General features: G+C 65.6%; 17 protein-coding genes. 1 reads left to right on the top strand and 16 read right to left on the bottom strand.

Translation table 11 applies throughout. The annotated features are described in order from the left end of the window. Nucleotides 1-111 precede the first annotated feature (111 nt). Nucleotides 112-1,881 (top strand): cyclic nucleotide-binding domain-containing thioredoxin-disulfide reductase, encoded by a 1,770-nt coding sequence (locus FHW58_RS17395; RefSeq protein WP_179674418.1) that lies wholly within the window; start codon nucleotides 112-114, stop codon nucleotides 1,879-1,881. Nucleotides 1,882-1,980: 99 nt separating this feature from the next. Here the strand turns inward: FHW58_RS17395 and FHW58_RS17400 are convergent, their stop codons facing one another. The 16 genes from FHW58_RS17400 to FHW58_RS17475 form a co-directional block, all read right to left on the bottom strand. Continuing rightward, nucleotides 1,981-2,889 (bottom strand): polysaccharide deacetylase family protein, encoded by a 909-nt coding sequence (locus tag FHW58_RS17400; RefSeq protein ID WP_179674419.1) that lies wholly within the window; start codon nucleotides 2,887-2,889, stop codon nucleotides 1,981-1,983. Next, complete coding sequence (locus FHW58_RS17405; protein WP_179674420.1) at nucleotides 2,886-4,196, bottom strand: MBL fold metallo-hydrolase; 1,311 nt, start codon at nucleotides 4,194-4,196, stop codon at nucleotides 2,886-2,888. Before FHW58_RS17405 ends, FHW58_RS17400 begins: the two co-directional genes overlap by 4 nt. A gap of 55 nt (nucleotides 4,197-4,251) precedes the next feature. Next, nucleotides 4,252-4,569 carry a helix-hairpin-helix domain-containing protein gene (locus FHW58_RS17410; protein WP_179674421.1) on the bottom strand — a complete coding sequence of 106 codons (318 nt, stop codon included), beginning with the start codon at nucleotides 4,567-4,569 and terminating at the stop codon, nucleotides 4,252-4,254. 203 nt (nucleotides 4,570-4,772) lie between these two features. After that, nucleotides 4,773-5,696, bottom strand: coding sequence for a D-glycero-beta-D-manno-heptose-7-phosphate kinase (gene rfaE1 / locus FHW58_RS17415; RefSeq protein ID WP_373996698.1), 924 nt, complete (start codon nucleotides 5,694-5,696; stop codon nucleotides 4,773-4,775). Between the two features lie 12 nt (nucleotides 5,697-5,708). Then, entirely contained in the window at nucleotides 5,709-7,076 is a 1,368-nt protein-coding gene (locus FHW58_RS17420; RefSeq protein WP_179674422.1) for a UDP-glucose/GDP-mannose dehydrogenase family protein, read from the bottom strand. Nucleotides 7,077-7,191: 115 nt separating this feature from the next. Then, a complete protein-coding gene (gene lapB, locus FHW58_RS17425) occupies nucleotides 7,192-8,367 on the bottom strand; it encodes a lipopolysaccharide assembly protein LapB (RefSeq protein WP_179674423.1) in 1,176 nt (391 codons plus the stop codon). Nucleotides 8,368-8,382: 15 nt separating this feature from the next. Continuing rightward, nucleotides 8,383-8,685 carry a lipopolysaccharide assembly LapA domain-containing protein gene (locus tag FHW58_RS17430; RefSeq protein ID WP_179674424.1) on the bottom strand — a complete coding sequence of 101 codons (303 nt, stop codon included), beginning with the start codon at nucleotides 8,683-8,685 and terminating at the stop codon, nucleotides 8,383-8,385. 188 nt (nucleotides 8,686-8,873) lie between these two features. Next, complete coding sequence (locus tag FHW58_RS17435; protein ID WP_008446215.1) at nucleotides 8,874-9,179, bottom strand: integration host factor subunit beta; 306 nt, start codon at nucleotides 9,177-9,179, stop codon at nucleotides 8,874-8,876. Between the two features lie 13 nt (nucleotides 9,180-9,192). Further along, nucleotides 9,193-10,869, bottom strand: a complete 1,677-nt coding sequence (gene rpsA, locus FHW58_RS17440; protein WP_179674425.1) for a 30S ribosomal protein S1 — start codon at nucleotides 10,867-10,869, stop codon at nucleotides 9,193-9,195. Nucleotides 10,870-10,943: 74 nt separating this feature from the next. Then, nucleotides 10,944-11,612, bottom strand: coding sequence for a (d)CMP kinase (gene cmk / locus FHW58_RS17445; protein ID WP_179674426.1), 669 nt, complete (start codon nucleotides 11,610-11,612; stop codon nucleotides 10,944-10,946). Nucleotides 11,613-11,617: 5 nt separating this feature from the next. Beyond that, nucleotides 11,618-12,928: a 3-phosphoshikimate 1-carboxyvinyltransferase gene (gene aroA / locus FHW58_RS17450; RefSeq protein ID WP_179674427.1), complete on the bottom strand. Its 1,311-nt coding sequence runs from the start codon at nucleotides 12,926-12,928 to the stop codon at nucleotides 11,618-11,620. A gap of 134 nt (nucleotides 12,929-13,062) precedes the next feature. Further along, nucleotides 13,063-13,998: a prephenate dehydrogenase/arogenate dehydrogenase family protein gene (locus FHW58_RS17455; RefSeq protein WP_179674428.1), complete on the bottom strand. Its 936-nt coding sequence runs from the start codon at nucleotides 13,996-13,998 to the stop codon at nucleotides 13,063-13,065. Then, nucleotides 13,999-15,108 carry a histidinol-phosphate transaminase gene (hisC, locus tag FHW58_RS17460; RefSeq protein WP_179674429.1) on the bottom strand — a complete coding sequence of 370 codons (1,110 nt, stop codon included), beginning with the start codon at nucleotides 15,106-15,108 and terminating at the stop codon, nucleotides 13,999-14,001. A gap of 18 nt (nucleotides 15,109-15,126) precedes the next feature. Beyond that, nucleotides 15,127-16,200 (bottom strand): prephenate dehydratase, encoded by a 1,074-nt coding sequence (pheA, locus tag FHW58_RS17465; RefSeq protein WP_179674430.1) that lies wholly within the window; start codon nucleotides 16,198-16,200, stop codon nucleotides 15,127-15,129. 120 nt (nucleotides 16,201-16,320) lie between these two features. Then, the gene (gene serC / locus FHW58_RS17470) at nucleotides 16,321-17,409 is read right to left on the bottom strand and encodes a 3-phosphoserine/phosphohydroxythreonine transaminase (protein ID WP_179674431.1); all 1,089 of its coding nucleotides are present in this window, start codon (nucleotides 17,407-17,409) and stop codon (nucleotides 16,321-16,323) included. A 19-nt stretch (nucleotides 17,410-17,428) separates the two neighbouring features. After that, nucleotides 17,429-17,974 carry a DUF2059 domain-containing protein gene (locus FHW58_RS17475; RefSeq protein WP_229265385.1) on the bottom strand — a complete coding sequence of 182 codons (546 nt, stop codon included), beginning with the start codon at nucleotides 17,972-17,974 and terminating at the stop codon, nucleotides 17,429-17,431. Nucleotides 17,975-17,988: the final 14 nt, after the last annotated feature.

The raw sequence follows: 17,988 nt of genomic DNA on the forward strand, positions 1-17,988 counted from the left end.
AGCCGAGTTGCCCGAAAGCGGCGGACTACCCCATAAGACTTTGGACGGCGGGCGCCGCATCGGCTAGACTTGCATCAACTCTGCAACCAGCTTCATAACCTCGGATTCACCATGGCCACCTCCCCCACCGAACTGCTGCCGGAAGAAACGCCGGACGAGCCGGCGCCGACCACCACCACGCTCGACCTGGAGCAGCGCGCGCACCAGATTTTCCCGACGCTGAGCGCGACCGACATCCGCCACATGCGCCGCTTCGGCCACGTGGTGTGCTTCAAGAACGGCGAGATGATCTTCGAGGCCGGCAAGACCAGCTTCGGCCTGATGCTGGTGCTCAAGGGCGGCATCGAGGTCAACCGCTATGACGGTCTTGGCAACACCTCGTATGTGACCACCCACCTGCCCGGCCAGTTCAGCGGCGAGGTGGCGCAGTTGTCGGGCCGGCCGGCGCTGGGCAACGGCCACGCCGTGGGCGACGTCGAGGTGCTGGTGGTGCCGTCGGAATCGCTGCGCCAGCTGCTGGTCGCGCACGCCGATCTGGGCGAGCGCATCGTGCGCGCGCTGATCCTGCGCCGCGTCGGCCTGATCGAGCAGGCCTCGGGCGGGCCGGTGATCGTCGGCCCGCGCGGGCACGGGCGCATCCACACGTTGCAAACCTTCCTGCAGGCCAACGGCCACCCGCACGTGGTGCTGGACCCGGAACACAACCAGCAGGCGGCCGACCTGATGGCGCACTACCAGCCGGTGGCCGAGGAACTGCCGCTGGTGGTATGCCCGGACGGCGTGGTCAAGAAAAACCCGTCGGTGGTCGACATCGGCCGCTGCCTCGGCATGCTGCCCGAGCTGGACAGCGACAAGGTGTGGGACGTGATCGTGGTCGGCGCCGGGCCGGCCGGGCTGGCGACGGCGGTGTACGCCGCGTCCGAGGGGCTGTCGGTGCTGGCGCTGGAAACCCGCGCCTACGGCGGCCAGGCCGGCGCCAGCGCGCGCATCGAGAATTACCTCGGCTTCCCGACCGGCGTGTCGGGCCGCGCGCTGGCCGGACGCGCCTACGTGCAGGCGCAGAAATTCGGCGTCGAAGTTGCCATCCCGGCGCCGGCCGGCCGCCTGGTGTGCGACACCTATCCGCTGCAAGTGGAAATGTGCGGCAGCCTGCAGATGCTCAAGGCCAAGACCGTGGTGCTGTCCTGCGGCGCGCGCTACCGCCGGCCGTCGCTGGCCAACCTCAAGCAGTTCGAGGGCAAGGGCGTGTACTACTGGGCGTCGCCAGTCGAGGCCAAGCTGTGCAAGACGGAGGAGATCATCCTGGTCGGCGGCGGCAACTCGGCCGGGCAGGCGGCGGTATTCCTGTCGGGCTACGCGTCCAAGGTGCACATGCTGATCCGCAAGGACAGCCTGTCGTCCACCATGTCCAGCTACCTGATCGAGCGGATTGCCGCCACGCCCAACATCTCGCTGCACACCTGCACCGAGATCGTCGCGCTGGAAGGCGACGAGGACGGCCTGCGCCAGGTACGCACGCGCAACGCCAAGACCGGGCTGGAGTGCGATTACGACGTCTGCCGCGTGTTCCTGTTCATCGGCGCCGAGCCCAACACCGGCTGGCTCAGCGACTGCGGCGTGGACGTTGACCCGCACGGCTTCATCCGCACCGGTTTTGATGTGACCAAGGCGCAGTGCAAGGCCAACTTCGCCAACGGCGTCTACCCGCGCGACCTGCCGTCGCGCGCGGCGCTGGAGACCAGCGTGCCGGGCGTGTTCGCGATTGGCGACGTGCGCGCCACCTCCACCAAGCGGGTGGCGGCGGCGGTGGGCGAAGGGGCGGCCGTGGTGGCGCAGATCCACCAGTTCCTGGCCAACCTGCCGGCCGACAAGCAACACTAACACTGCGGCGCAGGCGGGAACCGTTCACCCCGCACGGCGGCGCACAGGGGTCAGCCCCGTACGGGGTCTGACCCCGAACTTGTGGGTTAGCGCCAACCCTCACTCGGCCTTCAAGGCTTCGATCTCGAAATCCCCATCGTCCACCAGGCGCTCCCATCCGGGGAATTTGCCGAGGCCCTTGCTGCGCGCGATCGAGAGCAGCAGGCTTTGGCCGGCCACCAGCTTGTCGGGCGGCTGCTGGTACACGGAATCGGCGAACGCTTGCGCCGGCGTGATGATGGTCCAGCCCATGTCCTTGAATTGCTGGATCGCGTCGTTCAGCCACAAGGCGTTGATCAGGTTGTGATGCAGCAGGATCACTTGCGGGATATCGCGGCCTTCCAGCTGGCGCGACAGGTCGCGATACGCCTGCGCGCGCTGGCGCAGGTGGGACAGATAGGCCTTCCGGATCGGCGCCACGTCGGCGCCGGCGTTGGCGCGCAGTACCTCGTTCAGCTTTTCGTCCAGGCGCCAGTCGCTGGTGTCCAGGCTGACGTAGGCGTTGCGGTAGCCGCGCTGCGCCAGGAAGGCGCGCATGCCGTCGCGCTTCTCGGGCGTGTTCCCTTCGCGCAGGAAGGTGAAGCGGAACCATTTCTGGTAGCCCGGCAGCGTGGCGGTGATGCGGTCGCAGTCGCTGATCTCTTGCTGGTACTGCGCCAGCGTGACCTTGGCGCTATTCAGGTCCAAGTGCGTCATCGTGTGGTTGCCGATCGCGTGGCCGGCCTGGCCCCACGCTTGCGCCAGCGCGTAACCGGCCGGGCGGTCGGCGCCGTTGCCGCAGGTGACGAACAACGCGGCCGACACCTTGTGCGCGGCCAATGCGTCCAGCAAGGCCTGGTTGCGCTGCTGCGGCGACAGCAGCGGGGTTTCCGCCAGCCGCGGGCCGTCGTCGAAGGTGAAGGCCACCGATTGCGCGTGGGCGGCCATCGCCGCCGCGTACAGCGCCAGCGCGCTGCATATCTTCTTCATATGGTTATCCCCAGTCGCCGCAGTTGCGCGGCTTGATAAGCGCCGATGGCGTCGTCGAACAGGCAGCGGATCAGCGGATCGTCGACGATGTCGGCGTCGGCCGGCGCGCCGTGGATGCGCAGGTACATGGAGGTCAGCGACTCGCCCAGCGCCAGGCCGGCGTACAACTTGGCCAGCGGGATTTCGGTGGCCCACGTCGGCGCCTCTTCATCGCCAGTCAGCGCGATGCTGTCGCCGTGCACGCGATAGCGGAACTGCTGCACGCCGCCGTCATGGTCGTACACCGACAGTTGCCAGACGCAGGGCGTGGCAAAGTAGCTGTCCTCCGGCAGTTCCATTTGCTCGTAGCGTTCCATCAGGCCGGTGCGGCAGAACGCCAACGCCAGCGCGGCCTGCTCCGCCGTGAGCGGCGCGAAGTGGCGCGCGATGTCGGCGGTGGGCGGCGGCACGATGTCGGCATCGTAGTCGTAATCGACGTCCTGTTCGCCGACCGGCAGCACCCACGGCAGCGGCGCGGCGGGCGTCAGCCCGGCGGCCGTCAACGCCACCGACACCGATGGGTTCAGCCGCACCACCTGCGCCGATGGCAGCCACTCGCCCACCGCCTGCGCGAAGCGGCGGTAGGTGATCGGGAATAGCGCGTGGTTGTACCACGACCATGGCTCCTGCCGGAACTGGCAGGAACTCGGCACCACGTAGCGCGGCGCCAGCGCTTGCAACTGCTGCGGCCATTCTTCCGGCAGTTCGACCGGCCCGCGCGCGGCGCGCGATGGGGCGATCACGTCCACTTCGCGCATGGTCTGGAAGGGCCACAGCACCATGTCCCACGGCGCGTAGGGTTTGAGTTGCTCCAGCGTTTGCGGGTCCATCCACGCGTCGACCACGTTCAGTACATTCAGGCCTTCGGCGCGGATCTGGAACATGGAGTCGACGTCCGCATCCAGCGCGCGGCGGGGGATGATCTCGAAGGCGCCGATGGTCACACTGGCATCGACTTCCAGCGACAGCACGTTGACGAAGCCCAGCGCGCGTATCATGGCGAACAGTTCGTCGAAGACGCAGTACAGGTAGACGGGCGTGGCGCGGTCCAGCAGGTTCAGGCTCTCCATCGAGCAGTGGTCGTCGTGGAAGTGGGAGATGAACACCGCGTCCGGCCGCAGTTCGCGCACTTGGGCCAGGTCGAAGCGCACGTCGGGGAAGGCGTGGCAGTTCCGGCTGAACGGATTTTCGAACACCGGGTCAAACAGGATCCGCGTGGCGCCGCTTTCAAAGGCGTAGCCGGCGTGGAGGATGCGGGAGATTTTCATAGCCCGCATCATCTCACGCGCCGCGCGCGGCGTCACCCGGGGCGCGGCGTGGCGGCTACCTGGCCGCGGCCTTGGCGGGAGCGGCCGCCTTGGCTGGCGCGCCGTCCTTCGACTTGCCGTTCACCTGCAGGCCGGCCTCCGACAGGCGTACGGCGTTCTTCTGACCGATGCCTTTGACACGGGCTTCGAAGTCGGCCCAGTCCTTGAATTCGCCTTTCTTGCGTTCTTCGAGGATGGCTTTGGTCTTGGCCGGGCCGAGGCCGCGGATGCTGTCGAGGGCCGCTTCGTCGGCCTTGTTGACGTCCACCTGCGCCCAGGCCAGGGTGATGCTGGCGATCAGGGTGGCCAGCAGCAGAACGAGTTGCTTGATCATGATGTCTCCTTGGTTGTTGGCAAGCGCGGGGATCGCGACTTGCTTCGACCTTAACGAGGCGATCATGCCTTCGTTGACGCGCGCGGCTGAGGTAGATCAAGGGGCTTGTGGACGATTGCTGGCAGTACCCCAAAACGAAAGGGTCTGACCCCGTACGGGGTCAGACCCTGGCCGCAGCGGTGTGCGGGTTTCGCTGGTGCCGCTTAGTCCGCAAAAAGCTCCGTGTGCGTCACCGTAGCCGTCCCCAGCTTGCCAACCACGATGCCGCCGGCGCGGTTCGCGGTTTCCACCGCCTCCTGCCAGCCAGCCCCCGCGCCCAGCATGCAGGCCATGGTGGCGATCACCGTGTCGCCCGCGCCGGACACGTCAAACACCTCGCGCGCCTGCGCCGGCGTGTGGAACTGGCCGCCCTCGGTGTACAAGGTCATGCCCTCTTCCGAACGGGTCAGCAGCAGCGCGTCCAGCTTCAGCTCCGCGCGCAAGGCTTGCGCCTTGGCCGTCAACTGCTCCTCGCTGCTCCACGATCCGGCGATCTGCTTGAATTCCGACTTGTTCGGCGTCAGCACCGTGGCGCCGGCGTAGCGCGTGAAGTCGTCGCCCTTCGGATCGACCATCACCACCTTGCCGGCCGCGCGCGCGGCGGCGATCATGTCGGCCACCGCCACCAGGCTGCCCTTGGCGTAATCCGACAGCACGATCACATCGTAATCCGGCAGCAGCGTCTTGAATTGCTGCAGCTTGTCGCGCAACACGGTGTCGGTCGGCGCCTCTTCAAAGTCGATGCGCACCATCTGCTGCTGGCGGCCGATCACGCGCAGCTTGATGATGGTGGAAATCGCCGCGTCGCGCTTCAGGTAGCTGCGGATGCCGCCGCCTTCCAGCAGTTGCTGCACCTCGTCGCCCGCCTCGTCGTTGCCGACAATGCCCAGCAGGCCGGCCTGCGCGCCCAGCGCGGCGGCATTGCGCGCCACGTTGGCGGCGCCGCCCAGCCGCGCCTCGCGCCTGGCGATGCGCACCACCGGCACCGGCGCCTCCGGCGAAATGCGGCTGACGTCACCGAACCAGTAACGGTCCAGCATCACGTCGCCCACCACCAGGATGCGTACTTTGTCCAGATTGGTCGTCACGGTGCGCCTCGCTCAGTTGCGGGTCAGGATGGAGCGGCCGATGCCGTGGTACTCGAAGCCCGCTTCGGCCATCACGCCCGGCTCGAACAGGTTGCGGCCGTCGAAGATCACCGCATGCTTCAGCGCCGCCTTGATCTTGTCGAAGTCCGGGCTGCGGAAGGCCTTCCATTCGGTAACGATGACCAGCGCCTCGGCGCCGGTCAGCGCGTCCATCGGGCTGTCGGCGAAGCGCACGCGCGCCAGTTCGTCCGCGCTCAGGTCCAGCGCCAACACGCGCCGGGCCTCGTCCATCGCCACCGGATCGTACACCGCCACCGTGGCGCCGGCGTCCAGCAACTGGCGCACCAGCACGCGGGCCGGCGCTTCGCGCATGTCGTCGGTGTTGGGCTTGAAGGCCAGGCCCCAGATGGCGAAGTGCTGGCCGCCCAGGTCCTCGCCGAAACGCTTGACGACCTTCTGGCCCAGCACCAGCTTCTGCTTGTCGTTGACCGCTTCCACCGCGCGCAGGATCAGCAGGTCCTGGTCGTACTGGCGCGCGGTGCGTTCCAGCGCCTGCACGTCTTTCGGGAAGCACGAGCCGCCATAGCCGGCGCCGGCGTACAGGAAGCTGTGGCCGATGCGCGGGTCGGAGCCGATGCCGTGGCGCACCGCTTCGATGTCGACGCCGACGCGGTCGGCCAGGTTGGCCAGTTCGTTCATGAACGAGATGCGCGTGGCCAGCATGGAGTTGGCGGCGTACTTGGTGAATTCGGCCGAGCGCACGTCCATCCAGAAGGTGCGTTCGTGGTTGCGGTTGAAGGGGGCGTACAGCTTCTTCATCAGCGCCGCGGCTTTTTCGCCTTCGGCGGTCATGTCATGGCCGATGACGATGCGATCGGGGCGCATGAAGTCTTCCACCGCCGCGCCCTCTTTCAGGAACTCGGGATTGGACACCACCGAGAAGGTGGCGTCCGAGCCGCGCGCCTGCAGTTCTTCGCGCAGCGCGGCGTGGACCCGGTCGCCGGTCCCGACCGGCACGGTGGATTTGTCGACGATGACCTTGAAGCCGGTCATGTGCTTGCCGATGTTGCGGGCGGCGGCCAGCACGTATTGCAGGTCGGCCGAGCCGTCTTCGTCGGGCGGCGTGCCGACGGCGATGAACTGCACTTCGCCGTGCGCCACCGAGGCGGCGACGTCGGTCGAGAACTGGATGCGGCCGGCGGCGCGGTTGCGCGCCACCACTTCTTCCAGGCCCGGTTCGTGGATCGGGATGCCGCCGCTGTTCAGCAGGTCGATCTTGCGCTGGTCGACGTCCAGGCAGAACACATCGTTGCCCAGCTCCGCCAGGCAGGCGCCGGTGACCAGGCCAACATAGCCAGTGCCGATAATCGTGATTTTCATAGTTAAAGTCGGTTAGTACCCCCGTCATTCCGGCGCAGGCCGGAATCCATGGAACGCCAGCAGCCTTGCACACGCGGCATGGATTCCGGCTTTCGCCGGAATGACGGCGGGGTGGTTAGTTCATGACATTCAATTCTTCGGTGCGGCGCGGCGGGTAGGTCTCCCAGCGGCTGCAGCCCGGGCACTGCCAGTAGAACTGGCGCGCCTTGAAACCGCAGTGGCTGCACTGATAGCGCGCCAGCTTCTGCGTGTAACCGTGCACCAGGTTCTTCACCATCGACAGTTCCGGCACCAGGGTGGCCGGCGCGTCCAGCAGGCGCGCTTCCAGCAGCTTGTCGAGGCCCAGCAGCGTCGGCGTGCGGCGCAGCTCATTCGACACCAGCTGCTTGGCGGCGTCCACGCCGTCCAGCTCCAGCACCGCCTTGTAGACCACCTCGATCAGGTCGATCGACGAGGCTTGCTCCAGGTACGATTTGAGCAGGTTGACGCCTTCCTGCGGCCGGCCCACCTTGCGGTAGCCGTCCATCAGCCGCTGCGCCACCAGCGCCACGTGCGGCACGCTGATCTGCTCGACGCGGCGCCAGGTCATCAAGGCGCCTTCGACGTCGCCCATGGCCAGTTGCGCGTCGCCGGTCAGCAGGGTGGCGCGCACGTTGACGCGGTCCGCCTGCAGCGACTTGTCCAGCAGCTCCAGCGCCTGCTCGGGATGCATGTGCACCAGCGCGTCCTGCGCCAGCTCGCAGTAGAACTGCGCGATCTGCTTCTGGCGCGAGCCGGCGCCCGCTTCCTGCAGGCCGATGGCCGCCTCGATCGCGCGTGGCCACTCTTTCTCGCGCTGGAAAATCTCCAGCAGCGCGCGGCGCGCCTGCGCGCCGTACGAACCATTGAGCAGCGTGTTGAAGGTCTCCTCGGCGCGGTCCAGCAGGCCGGCCTTCAGGTAGTCCATGCCCAGCTCATACTGCGCGTGCTCCTTCTGATCCTGCGGCAGGTCGGGACGCGCCAGCAGGTTCTGGTGTATGCGGATGGCGCGCTCGGTCTCGCCGCGGCGGCGGAACAGATTGCCCAGCGCGAAGTGCATCTCGGCCGATTCCGGATCCAGCCGGACGATGTCGATGAAGGCGTCGACCGCCTTGTCCTGCTGGTCGTTGAGCAGGAAGTTCAGGCCCTTGTAATAGCCGCGCGGCAGCGAGCGCGACTCGGACAGCAATTGACGGATGTCGACGCGCGCGGCGACCCATCCCAGGCCGAAGAAGACCGGGATGCCCAGTAACCACCAGAGTTCAAATTCCATGTGTGCTTGTTGTGTTTATTGTGGGGTGACGCTGTCCGGCTGCGGCGGGCGGTTGGCCTGCTGCGCCGAGCTTTGCAGCGTGTGGATGGTGGTTTTGTGCTTGTTGGTTTCGCGGCGGTGGCGGAACACGGTTGGCGTCAGCGCCAGCACGCCCAGCACCGCGCCGGCAACGAAGAAGCCGAGCAGCATCAGCACCAGCGGGCCGCGCAGCTCGTAGTGCAGGAACAGGTGCAGGTCGACTTCCTGCGTGTTCTTCAGCGCGAAGCCGAAAAACAGGATGAAGATGACAAAACCGATCAGCGTGGAGACAAATTTCATCAGCCAGTACCCAGTGAAAATTCTAAAGCGCCAGTATCGCACCAGAAGCGCCACCCCGCAATGCGGCCGACAGGGGTCAGACCCCGTACGGGGTCTGACCCCGGCTTTCGCAGTGGGGGTAACTCTCATTCCGGCAAAAAAAAAGCGGCATCCCTCAGGACGCCGCTTTTGCTTACCTATTGAATGCTTCAGTCCTCGATGATCGGTTGCCCGACCATCGCGTCAACCCGCTCGCGCAATTGCTTGCCCGGCTTGAAGTGAGGCACCCGTTTTTCGGGCACCATCACCTTGTCGCCCGACTTCGGATTGCGTCCGATGCGCGGTGGCCGGCTGTTGAGGGCAAAGCTGCCAAAACCGCGGATCTCGATGCGCTGACCGGTCGCCAGGGCGTTGGTCATCGCATCCAGAATGGTCTTGACGGCATATTCCGCATCTTTGGCCACCAGCTGAGAATAACGCTCAGCCAGGCGGTTAATCAGTTCGGACTTAGTCATCGCGAACTAGTGCTTAGTTCTTGTTGTCCAGCTTGGCTTTCAGCAGTGCGCCCAGGCTGGTGGTGCCCGAAGCGGCGTTGCTGTCGGCGGCGATGTTCTTCATCGCTTCCGCGGTGTCGGCCGAATCCTTGGCTTTGATCGACAGCTGGATCGAACGTGCTTTGCGGTCGATGTTGATCACCAGGGCCTCGACGGTGTCGCCGACTTTCAGGTGGGTGCCAGCATCTTCCACGCGGTCACGCGAGATTTCCGACGCGCGCAGGTAGCCTTCGACTTCTTCCGACAGCTGGATCACGGCGCCCTTAGGCTCCACCGATTTCACGGTGCCGGTCACCAGCGAACCCTTGTCGTTCATGGCGGCGAAGTTGTTGAATGGATCGCCTTCCAGTTGCTTGACGCCCAGGGACACGCGCTCACGCTCAACGTCGATGGCCAGAACGATGGCTTCCAGTTCGTCACCTTTCTTGAACTTGCGCACGGCTTCTTCGCCGGACTCGGTCCACGACAGGTCGGACAGGTGCACCAGGCCGTCGATGTTGCCAGCCAGGCCGATGAACACGCCGAAGTCGGTGATCGACTTGATCGCGCCCTTGACCTTGTCACCCTTCTTGTGGGTCACGCCGAAGTCGTCCCATGGGTTGGCCTTGCACTGCTTCATGCCCAGCGAGATACGACGACGCTCTTCGTCGATCTCCAGCACCATCACTTCTACTTCGTCGCCCAGCTGGACAACCTTGTTAGGAGCGACGTTCTTGTTGGTCCAGTCCATTTCCGACACGTGGACCAGGCCTTCGATGCCCTGTTCCACTTCCACGAACGCGCCGTAGTCGGTCAGGTTGGTCACTTTACCGAACAGGCGGGTGCCTTGTGGGTAACGACGCGACAGGCCGGTCCATGGGTCGTCGCCCAGTTGCTTCACGCCCAGCGAAACACGGTTCTTCTCTTGATCGTACTTCAGAACCTTGGCGGTGATTTCCTGGCCAACGGTCAGCACTTCCGATGGGTGACGCACACGACGCCATGCCAGGTCGGTGATGTGCAGCAGGCCGTCGATGCCGCCCAGGTCCACGAACGCGCCGTAGTCGGTGATGTTCTTCACCACGCCGGTCACCACGGTGCCTTCTTTCAGGGTTTCCATCAGCTTCTGACGCTCTTCGCCCATCGACGCTTCGATGACGGCGCGGCGCGACAGCACAACGTTGTTACGCTTGCGGTCCAGCTTGATCACTTTGAATTCGAGGGTCTTGCCTTCGAACGGGGTGGTGTCCTTGACTGGACGGGTGTCCACCAGCGAACCAGGCAGGAAAGCACGGATGCCGTTGGTCAGCACGGTCAGGCCGCCCTTGACTTTGCCGTTCACGGTGCCGACGACGATCTCGCCCGACTCCATTGCTTTTTCCAGCGCCAGCCACGATGCCAGACGCTTGGCCTTGTCGCGCGACAGGATGGTATCGCCGAAACCATTTTCCAGCGATTCGATGGCCACGGAAACGAAGTCACCTACTTTGACTTCCAGTTCGCCTTGGTCATTTTTGAATTCTTCAACAGGGATGAAAGCTTCCGATTTCAGGCCTGCGTTGACGATCACGAAGTTGTGATCCAGACGAACGACTTCAGCCGAAATTACTTCGCCCGAGCGCATATCTTGACGCGACAGGGATTCTTCGAAGAGGGCTGCAAAACTTTCCATAATAATAAAACTTCCAGGTTAGCCAGTAAGGCTCGCACAATGCGACTTCAACTGGGTTAGGGTTGGTAAAGGTGTTACTTGGTGATACTTGCGTACCATTTCAAGACCTGATCGACCGCTTCGTCAGCGGTCATTTCGGAGGTATCGAGCACGTGCGCGCCTGCTGCCGGGACCAGCGGAGCGATCGCCCGTTTCGTATCCCGGTCGTCGCGCGCCTGCAAATCCATCAGTAGGTCTTCCATATTAGCAGAAAAACCCTTGTCTATCAATTGCTTATAACGGCGCCCCGCGCGCGCCGCCACGGACGCGGTCAAAAACACCTTGAGCGGGGCGTGCGGGAAGATCACCGAGCCCATGTCGCGGCCGTCCGCCACCAGGCCCGGCGCCTTGCGGAAGCCCAGCTGCAGCCCGGTCAGCGCGTGGCGCACCGCCGGGAAGGTGGCGATCTTCGACGCCGTGTTGCCGACCTCCTCGGCGCGGATGGCGTCGGTGACGTTTTCGTGCGACAGGATGATGTCGCCGCCCTGGAAGCTGCAATGCAGGTGCTCGGCCAGCTTGGCCAGCGCGTGCTCGTCGGCCAGGTCGGTGCCGCGGCGCAGCGCCGACAGCGCGGTCAGGCGGTATAGCGCGCCGGAATCCAGGTAGTGGAAGCCGAGCTGGTCGGCCACGCGGTGCGCGACGGTGCCCTTGCCGGAGGCGGTCGGGCCGTCGATGGTGATGACGGGAATCTGGGAAGTTGCCATGGTATTTACTTTGCTATGTTGGCAAATGCGGTGAAATAGTCGGGGAAGGTCTTGTTCACGCATTTCGGATCGTTGATGCGGGTGGCCGCGCCCTTGCGCAGCGCGCCGTCCAGCGACACCAGCGAGAAGCACATCGCCATGCGGTGATCGTCGTAGGTGTCAATGGTAGCAGGCGCCAGGGTCGCCGGCGGCGTCACCTTGATATAGTCCGGGCCCTCCTCCACCGTGGCGCCGACCTTGCGCAGCTCGGTGGCCATGGCGGCGATGCGGTCGGTTTCCTTGACGCGCCAGCTGGCGATGTTGCGCAGCGTCGACGGGCGGTCGGCGTACAGCGCGGCCACGGCGATGGTCATGGCGGCGTCGGGGATGTGGTTGAAGTCGGCGTCGATGGCCTTCAGCGGGCCGTTGGCGCGGGCCTCGATCCAGTTGTCGCCCATGGTGATGTGCGCGCCCATCTGCTCCAGTGCGGCGGCAAAGCGGACGTCGCCCTGGATCGAGTTGTTGCCGACACCCTCCACCCGCACCGGCCCGCCGCCGATGGCACCGGCGGCCAGGAAGTACGAGGCCGATGAGGCGTCGCCCTCGACGTGGATGGTGCCGGGCGACTGGTAGACCTGGCCGGGTTCGATGGTGAACGACGCCCAGCCGTTCTGCCCGACCTTGACGCCGAAGCGGCGGATCAGGTTGAGGGTGATTTCGATGTAGGGCTTGGAAATCAGCTCGCCGATGACGTCGATGGTGATGGCGTGGTCTTTGGCCATCAGCGGCGCCACCATCAGCAGCGCGGTGAGGAACTGGCTGGAGACGTCGCCGCGCACCGACAGGCGCTGGGTGGTGATCTTGCCCTGCTTGATGTGCAGCGGCGGAAAGCCCGGATTGCCGGTGTATTCGACGTTGGTGCCGGCGGCGTTGAGCGCGTCGACCAGGTCGCCGATCGGGCGCTCGTGCATGCGCGGCACGCCGTGCAGCGTGTAGTCGCCGCCGATGACGGCCAGCGCGGCGGTCAATGGGCGGATGGCGGTGCCGGCGTTGCCCATGAACAGATCGGCCGATTTGTTGGGCAGCACGCCGGCCACGCCGGTAACGTGGTGGATGGTGCCGGTGGCGGTTTTCTCCTCGGTCCACTGCACGCCGAGCGAGCGCAGCGCGGCCAGCATGACGGCGGTATCGTCCGAGGCCAGCAGGTCGACGATGGCAACCTGCCCCTGCGACAGCGCCGACAGTAGCAGGATGCGGTTGGAGATGGACTTGGAGCCCGGCAGGCGCACCGTGCCCTGAACGTGGGAGACGGGTTGGAGGTCAATAAAATCGGTCATACAAAAAATCCTTAAAATACGTGCGCGGATGGCACCCGCGAAACCCGCACTGCGGCGGCCAGGGGTCTGACCCCGTACGGGGTCAGACCCCATCGTCCGGGGTTGGCGCCGGGGCTCACTCGCCGGCCGCGTGTTTAGTCCTTCGGCGGCGCCTCGGCCGTCTCGATTGCGGTAATCCATTGGTGACGCGCGTGCTGGGCGTTGGCGTAGACGCGCTCCAGCGCCGCCCCGTCGTTGGCGGCCAGGTGGGCGCGCAGTGTCGTCAATTGTGCCATGTACGCGTCCAGCTCGGTCAGCAGCGCTGGCTGGTTGGCCAGGCTGATGTCGCGCCACATTTCCGGCGACGAGCCGGCGATCCGCGTGAAGTCGCGGAAGCCGCTGGCGGCGTACTGGAACAGCAAATCCGCGTGCGGCTTGTTGGCGATGTCGTCCACCAGCGCGTAGGCCAGCAGGTGCGGCAGGTGGCTGACGGCGGCGAACACCTTGTCGTGCTCCTCCGCCGTCAGGCGGTGGAGGATGGCGCCGCAGGCGCGCCACGCGGCGGCCACGCGCTCGATATCGGCGTCGCTGTTTTCAGGCAGCGCGGTCAGCACCACTTTTTTGCCGATGTAGAGGTGATCGATGGCGGCGTCCGGGCCGTTGGTTTCGCGGCCGGCGATCGGGTGGCCCGGCACGAACTGCGCGACCTTGTCGCCCAGCGCGCGGCGCGCGGCGGCCACCACGTCGGACTTGGTGCTGCCGGCGTCGGTGACGACCGTGCCCTCGCCCAGGTGCGGCGCGATCGCCGCCAGTATCGCTTCGGTCTGCGCCACCGGCGCGGCCAGCAGCACCAGGTCGGCGCCGGCCAGCGCTTCCGCCAGCGACAGCGGCGCCGGGCCAACGGCAGCAGCCAGCGCGGCCGGCCCGCTTACGCCGATGGCGTCGATAATGCCCAACTCCAGCGCGCGCGCCATCGACGCGGCCGAACGGCCGACGCCGACGATCTCGCGCACGGCGCCAGCCTTTTTCAGCGCCCGCGCAAACGAGCCGCCGATCAGGCCTACGCCAAAAATAACGACTTTGTTCAGCATTTACTCCGCCAGTGCTTTCGTCAGCGCCTCGATGAACGCTTCATTTTCTTCCGGCAGGCCGATGGAAATGCGCAGCCACTCCGGCAGCCCGTAACCGCCGACCGGACGCACGATCACGCCCTGCTTTAGCAGCGACAGATTGATGCGCGCGCCGGCGCCGGCATCGTCACCCACCTTGACCAGCACGAAGTTGCCGTGCGACGGCACATATTCCAGACCGAGCTTGTCGAACGCCGCGACCATCTGCTGATAGCCTTCCTTGTTATTGGCCGCGCCGCGCGCCAGGAACGCCTTGTCGTTCAACGCCGCGATGGCCGCCGCTTGCGCCAGCGAGTTGACGTTGAAGGGCTGACGGATGCGGTTCATCAGGTCCGTCACCGCCGGCTGCGCAATGGCGAAACCGACGCGCAGGCCGGCCAGGCCGTAGGCTTTCGAGAAGGTGCGCGACACCAGCAGGTTGGGATACTTCTTCACCCACGCGGCCGACTCAAACTGGTCCTCCGGCGACAGGTACTCGTTGTAGGCCTCGTCCAGCACCACCACCACGTGCGCCGGCACCTTGGCCAGGAAGGCTTCGATTTCGGCCGCCGGAATGAAGGTGCCGGTCGGGTTGTTCGGATTGGCGATGAACACCAGGCGCGTATCGTCGCGGATCGCCGCCAGCATGGCCGGCAGGTCGTGGCCGTAATGCTGCGCCGGCACGATGATGTGCTGCGCGCCCACGCCCTGCGTGGCCAGCGCGTACACGGCGAACGAGTACTGCGAATACACCACCGACTGGCCGCGCTCCACGAACGCGTGGGCGGCGATTTCCAGGATGTCGTTGGAGCCGTTGCCGAGCGTGATCCAGTCGGTCGGCACGTCGTAGCGCGCGGCCAGCGCGCCTTTCAGGTCGAAGCCGTTGGCGTCCGGGTAGCGGCCCAGCTCCGCCATCGCGGCCGCCATGGCCTGTTTGGCCGATTCCGGCACGCCGAACGGATTCTCGTTGGACGCCAGCTTGACGATGCTGGCTTCATCCAGGCCGAATTCGCGCGCGACTTCCGCGATCGGTTTGCCGGCCTGGTAAGGGGCGATGGCGCGGACGTATTCCGGGCCGTAGGTCTTGGTCATAGTGTCTCTCTCGTGTTCTCAGTTCAGGCTGACAGGGTAGGATCCCAGCACTTTGAAGAAGGCGGCGTTGTTCTGCAACTCCGCCAGGGCGTCGGCCACCGCCTTGTCCCGCACGTGGCCCTGCACGTCGACGTAGAAGTAGTACTCCCACGTGCCGGTGCGCGCCGGCCGCGACTCGAAGCGCGTCATCGACACGCCATGCTGCGCCAGCGATCCCAGCAGGCGGTAGATCGACCCCGCCTTGTGCGGCGCCGCCAGCGCCAGCGAGGTGCGGTCCTCGCCCGACGGGCCGGCGTGCAGCGTGCCGATGACGGCGAAGCGGGTGCGGTTGTGCGGATCGTCCTGGATGTTGGCCTTGACCGTGCCCAGGCTGTAACGCACGCCGGCACGTTCGCCGGCGATGGCCGCCAACGCGTGGTCGTCGCGCGCCATGCGCGCCGCCTCGGCGTTGGACGATACCGCGATGCGTTCCAGGTTCGGGTAGTTGTTGTTCAGCCAGATCTGGCATTGGGCCAGCGCCTGCGCGTGGGCGCAGATGGCGGTGACGCCGTCCATGTTGCCGGTGCCGGTCAGCAGGCTGTGACGTACGGCGATCGCCACCTCGCCGCTGATGGTCAGCGGCGTGTGCAGCAGCAGGTCCAGCGTGCGGCCGATGGCGCCCTCGGTCGAATTCTCGACCGGCACCACGCCGAATTCGGCAGTGCCGGCCTCGGTGGCGCGGAACACTTCGTCGATCGAGGCGCACGGCAGCACGTCGACCGCGGTGCCGAATTGTTCGTACACCGCCTGCTCGCTGTAGGTGCCGGCCGGGCCCAGGAAGGCGACGGTGACGCGTTTTTCCAGCGAGCGGCAGGCGGACATGATCTCGCGCCAGATGGTTTGCAGTTCGGCGTTGCCCATCGGGCCGGGATTGCGTTCGGCCACGCCGCGCAGCACCTGGGCTTCGCGCTCGGGGCGGAACACCGGCGCGCCGGTTTCGGCCTTGACATGGCCCACTTCCTGCGCCACGCGCGCGCGCTGGTTCAGCAGGTCAAGGATTTGCGCGTCGATCGCATCGATCTGCTCGCGCAAGGGGGTAAGTTTATCGTTCATAGTTAGCGTAAATTCCTCTGCTATCGCCTGCGGCACCGTTCACCCCGCACTGCGGCGAACAGGGGTCTGACCCCGTACGGGGTCAGACCCCAGCCGTCCGGGGTTGGCCGCGCGGCTCACTCATCTGCCGGCGAATTCGTTCAGGTAATCGACCAGCGCCTGCACGCCCTCGATCGGCATGGCGTTATAGATCGATGCGCGCATGCCGCCGACGGACTTGTGGCCCTTCAGTTGCAGCAGGCCGCGCGCCTTGGCGCCGGCCAGGAATGCGTCGTTCCCGCTTTCGTCCTTCAGGTAGAAAGGCACGTTCATGCGCGAGCGGTTTTGCGGCGCCACGCGGTTCTGGTAAAAATCGTCCGCGTCCAGCGCGGCGTACAGCAGGTCGGCCTTGGCCTTGGCGCGGCGCTCCATCTCGGCCACGCCGCCCTGCCGCTTCAGCCACTGGAACACCAGGCCGGCGATATAGATGCCGTAGGTGGGCGGCGTGTTGTACATCGACTCGTTGTCGGCCACCAGCTTGAAGTCGAACGCCGACGGGCATGCCGGCAGCGCCTTGCCCAGCAAATCGTCGCGGATAATCACGATGGTCACGCCGGCCGGGCCGATGTTCTTCTGCGCGCCGGCGAAGATCACGCCGTAGCGCGACACATCGATCACGCGCGACAGGATGTGCGACGACATGTCAGCCACCAGCACGCGCTGCGCCAGGCGGGCGTCGTCGAAGTCCGGCTGGAACTCGACGCCGTCGATGGTCTCGTTGGTGCACATGTGCAGATAGGCCGCATCGGCGGCGGGCGTGAGCCGCCAGCCGGCCTGCGGCGGCACCGCCGTCGTCGACGACGCGGCGATATTCACGTTGGCGTATTTGCCAGCCTCCTTGATGGATTTGGCCGACCACGACCCGGTGTGAATGAAATCGATGGTTGCGCCGGCGGGCTTGTGGCCCAGCAGGTTCAACGGGATCAGGGCGTTCTGCGACAGTCCGCCGCCCTGCATGAACAAGATCTTGTAATTGTCCGGTACTGCCAGCAGCTCGCGCAGATCGCGCTCGGCCGCCTTGTAAATCGACATAAACTCCGGTCCGCGGTGGCTCATCTCCATCACCGACATGCCGCTGCCATGCCAGTCCAGCATTTCGGCGGCCGCCTGCGTCAGCACTTCCTTCGGCAGTACGGCGGGGCCGGCGGAAAAGTTGTAGATATGAGTCATTGCGATCCTTCAGTGGGGGTTATTTCTGTTGCTGCTGCAGCTTCTGCATCATCGGCCCGATGCGGCGCGCGACGATCTGCTGGCCAACCTGCATGCCCTCGCCCATCAGCTGCGGCATCTTGGTCAGCATCTTGGCGCCGACCGGCGTGCGGTAGAAGGCGGTGATCTGCTTCAGCTCATCGGCGCTGAAATTGCGCGCGTAAATCGGCACGGTTTCGTTGAGGATGTCGTCCACCAGCGCCGGGTCGTTCAGCACCGACTGCATGGCGCTGACGGCGCCCGGCAACTCGGCTTCCATTTGCGCCAGCGCCTTCTGCTTGTCGTCGGCACTGAGCTTGGGGTTGTTCTTGATGGCTGCTTCGGCGCCGCCGCGCATCGAGGCGGCCATGCCCTGCGCCATCTGCTGCATCATCCCCTGCAGCACGGCGCGGTAATTCATCGAATCGAACAGCTCCCGGGCGGCGGCGGTGGAGGCCGCATCGGCGGTCTGCGCATACAGCGCCGGGGCGGCGGTCAGCGCCAGCGCGGCGGCCGCACAAGCCAGGCATTGCTTCAGTTGTTTCATATCGTCTCCTTGAA

This window comes from Duganella sp. 1224, assembly GCF_013408245.1.
Classification (GTDB): Bacteria; Pseudomonadota; Gammaproteobacteria; order Burkholderiales; family Burkholderiaceae_D; genus Rugamonas.

Excerpts from the sequence above, each read along its gene's own strand:
- FHW58_RS17400 (WP_179674419.1), bottom strand. The coding sequence starts at position 2,889 with ATGAAGAAGATATGCAGCGCGCTGGCGCTGTACGCGGCGGCGATGGCC.
- cmk (WP_179674426.1), bottom strand. The coding sequence starts at position 11,612 with ATGGCAACTTCCCAGATTCCCGTCATCACCATCGACGGCCCGACCGCC.
- FHW58_RS17475 (WP_229265385.1), bottom strand. The coding sequence starts at position 17,974 with ATGAAACAACTGAAGCAATGCCTGGCTTGTGCGGCCGCCGCGCTGGCG.
- FHW58_RS17395 (WP_179674418.1), top strand. The coding sequence starts at position 112 with ATGGCCACCTCCCCCACCGAACTGCTGCCGGAAGAAACGCCGGACGAG.
- FHW58_RS17430 (WP_179674424.1), bottom strand. The coding sequence starts at position 8,685 with ATGAAATTTGTCTCCACGCTGATCGGTTTTGTCATCTTCATCCTGTTT.
- hisC (WP_179674429.1), bottom strand. The coding sequence starts at position 15,108 with ATGACCAAGACCTACGGCCCGGAATACGTCCGCGCCATCGCCCCTTAC.
- FHW58_RS17455 (WP_179674428.1), bottom strand. The coding sequence starts at position 13,998 with ATGCTGAACAAAGTCGTTATTTTTGGCGTAGGCCTGATCGGCGGCTCG.
- aroA (WP_179674427.1), bottom strand. The coding sequence starts at position 12,928 with ATGACCGATTTTATTGACCTCCAACCCGTCTCCCACGTTCAGGGCACG.
- FHW58_RS17420 (WP_179674422.1), bottom strand. The coding sequence starts at position 7,076 with ATGAAAATCACGATTATCGGCACTGGCTATGTTGGCCTGGTCACCGGC.
- serC (WP_179674431.1), bottom strand. The coding sequence starts at position 17,409 with ATGACTCATATCTACAACTTTTCCGCCGGCCCCGCCGTACTGCCGAAG.
- FHW58_RS17435 (WP_008446215.1), bottom strand. The coding sequence starts at position 9,179 with ATGACTAAGTCCGAACTGATTAACCGCCTGGCTGAGCGTTATTCTCAG.
- FHW58_RS17405 (WP_179674420.1), bottom strand. The coding sequence starts at position 4,196 with ATGAAAATCTCCCGCATCCTCCACGCCGGCTACGCCTTTGAAAGCGGC.
- lapB (WP_179674423.1), bottom strand. The coding sequence starts at position 8,367 with ATGGAATTTGAACTCTGGTGGTTACTGGGCATCCCGGTCTTCTTCGGC.
- pheA (WP_179674430.1), bottom strand. The coding sequence starts at position 16,200 with ATGAACGATAAACTTACCCCCTTGCGCGAGCAGATCGATGCGATCGAC.
- FHW58_RS17410 (WP_179674421.1), bottom strand. The coding sequence starts at position 4,569 with ATGATCAAGCAACTCGTTCTGCTGCTGGCCACCCTGATCGCCAGCATC.
- rpsA (WP_179674425.1), bottom strand. The coding sequence starts at position 10,869 with ATGGAAAGTTTTGCAGCCCTCTTCGAAGAATCCCTGTCGCGTCAAGAT.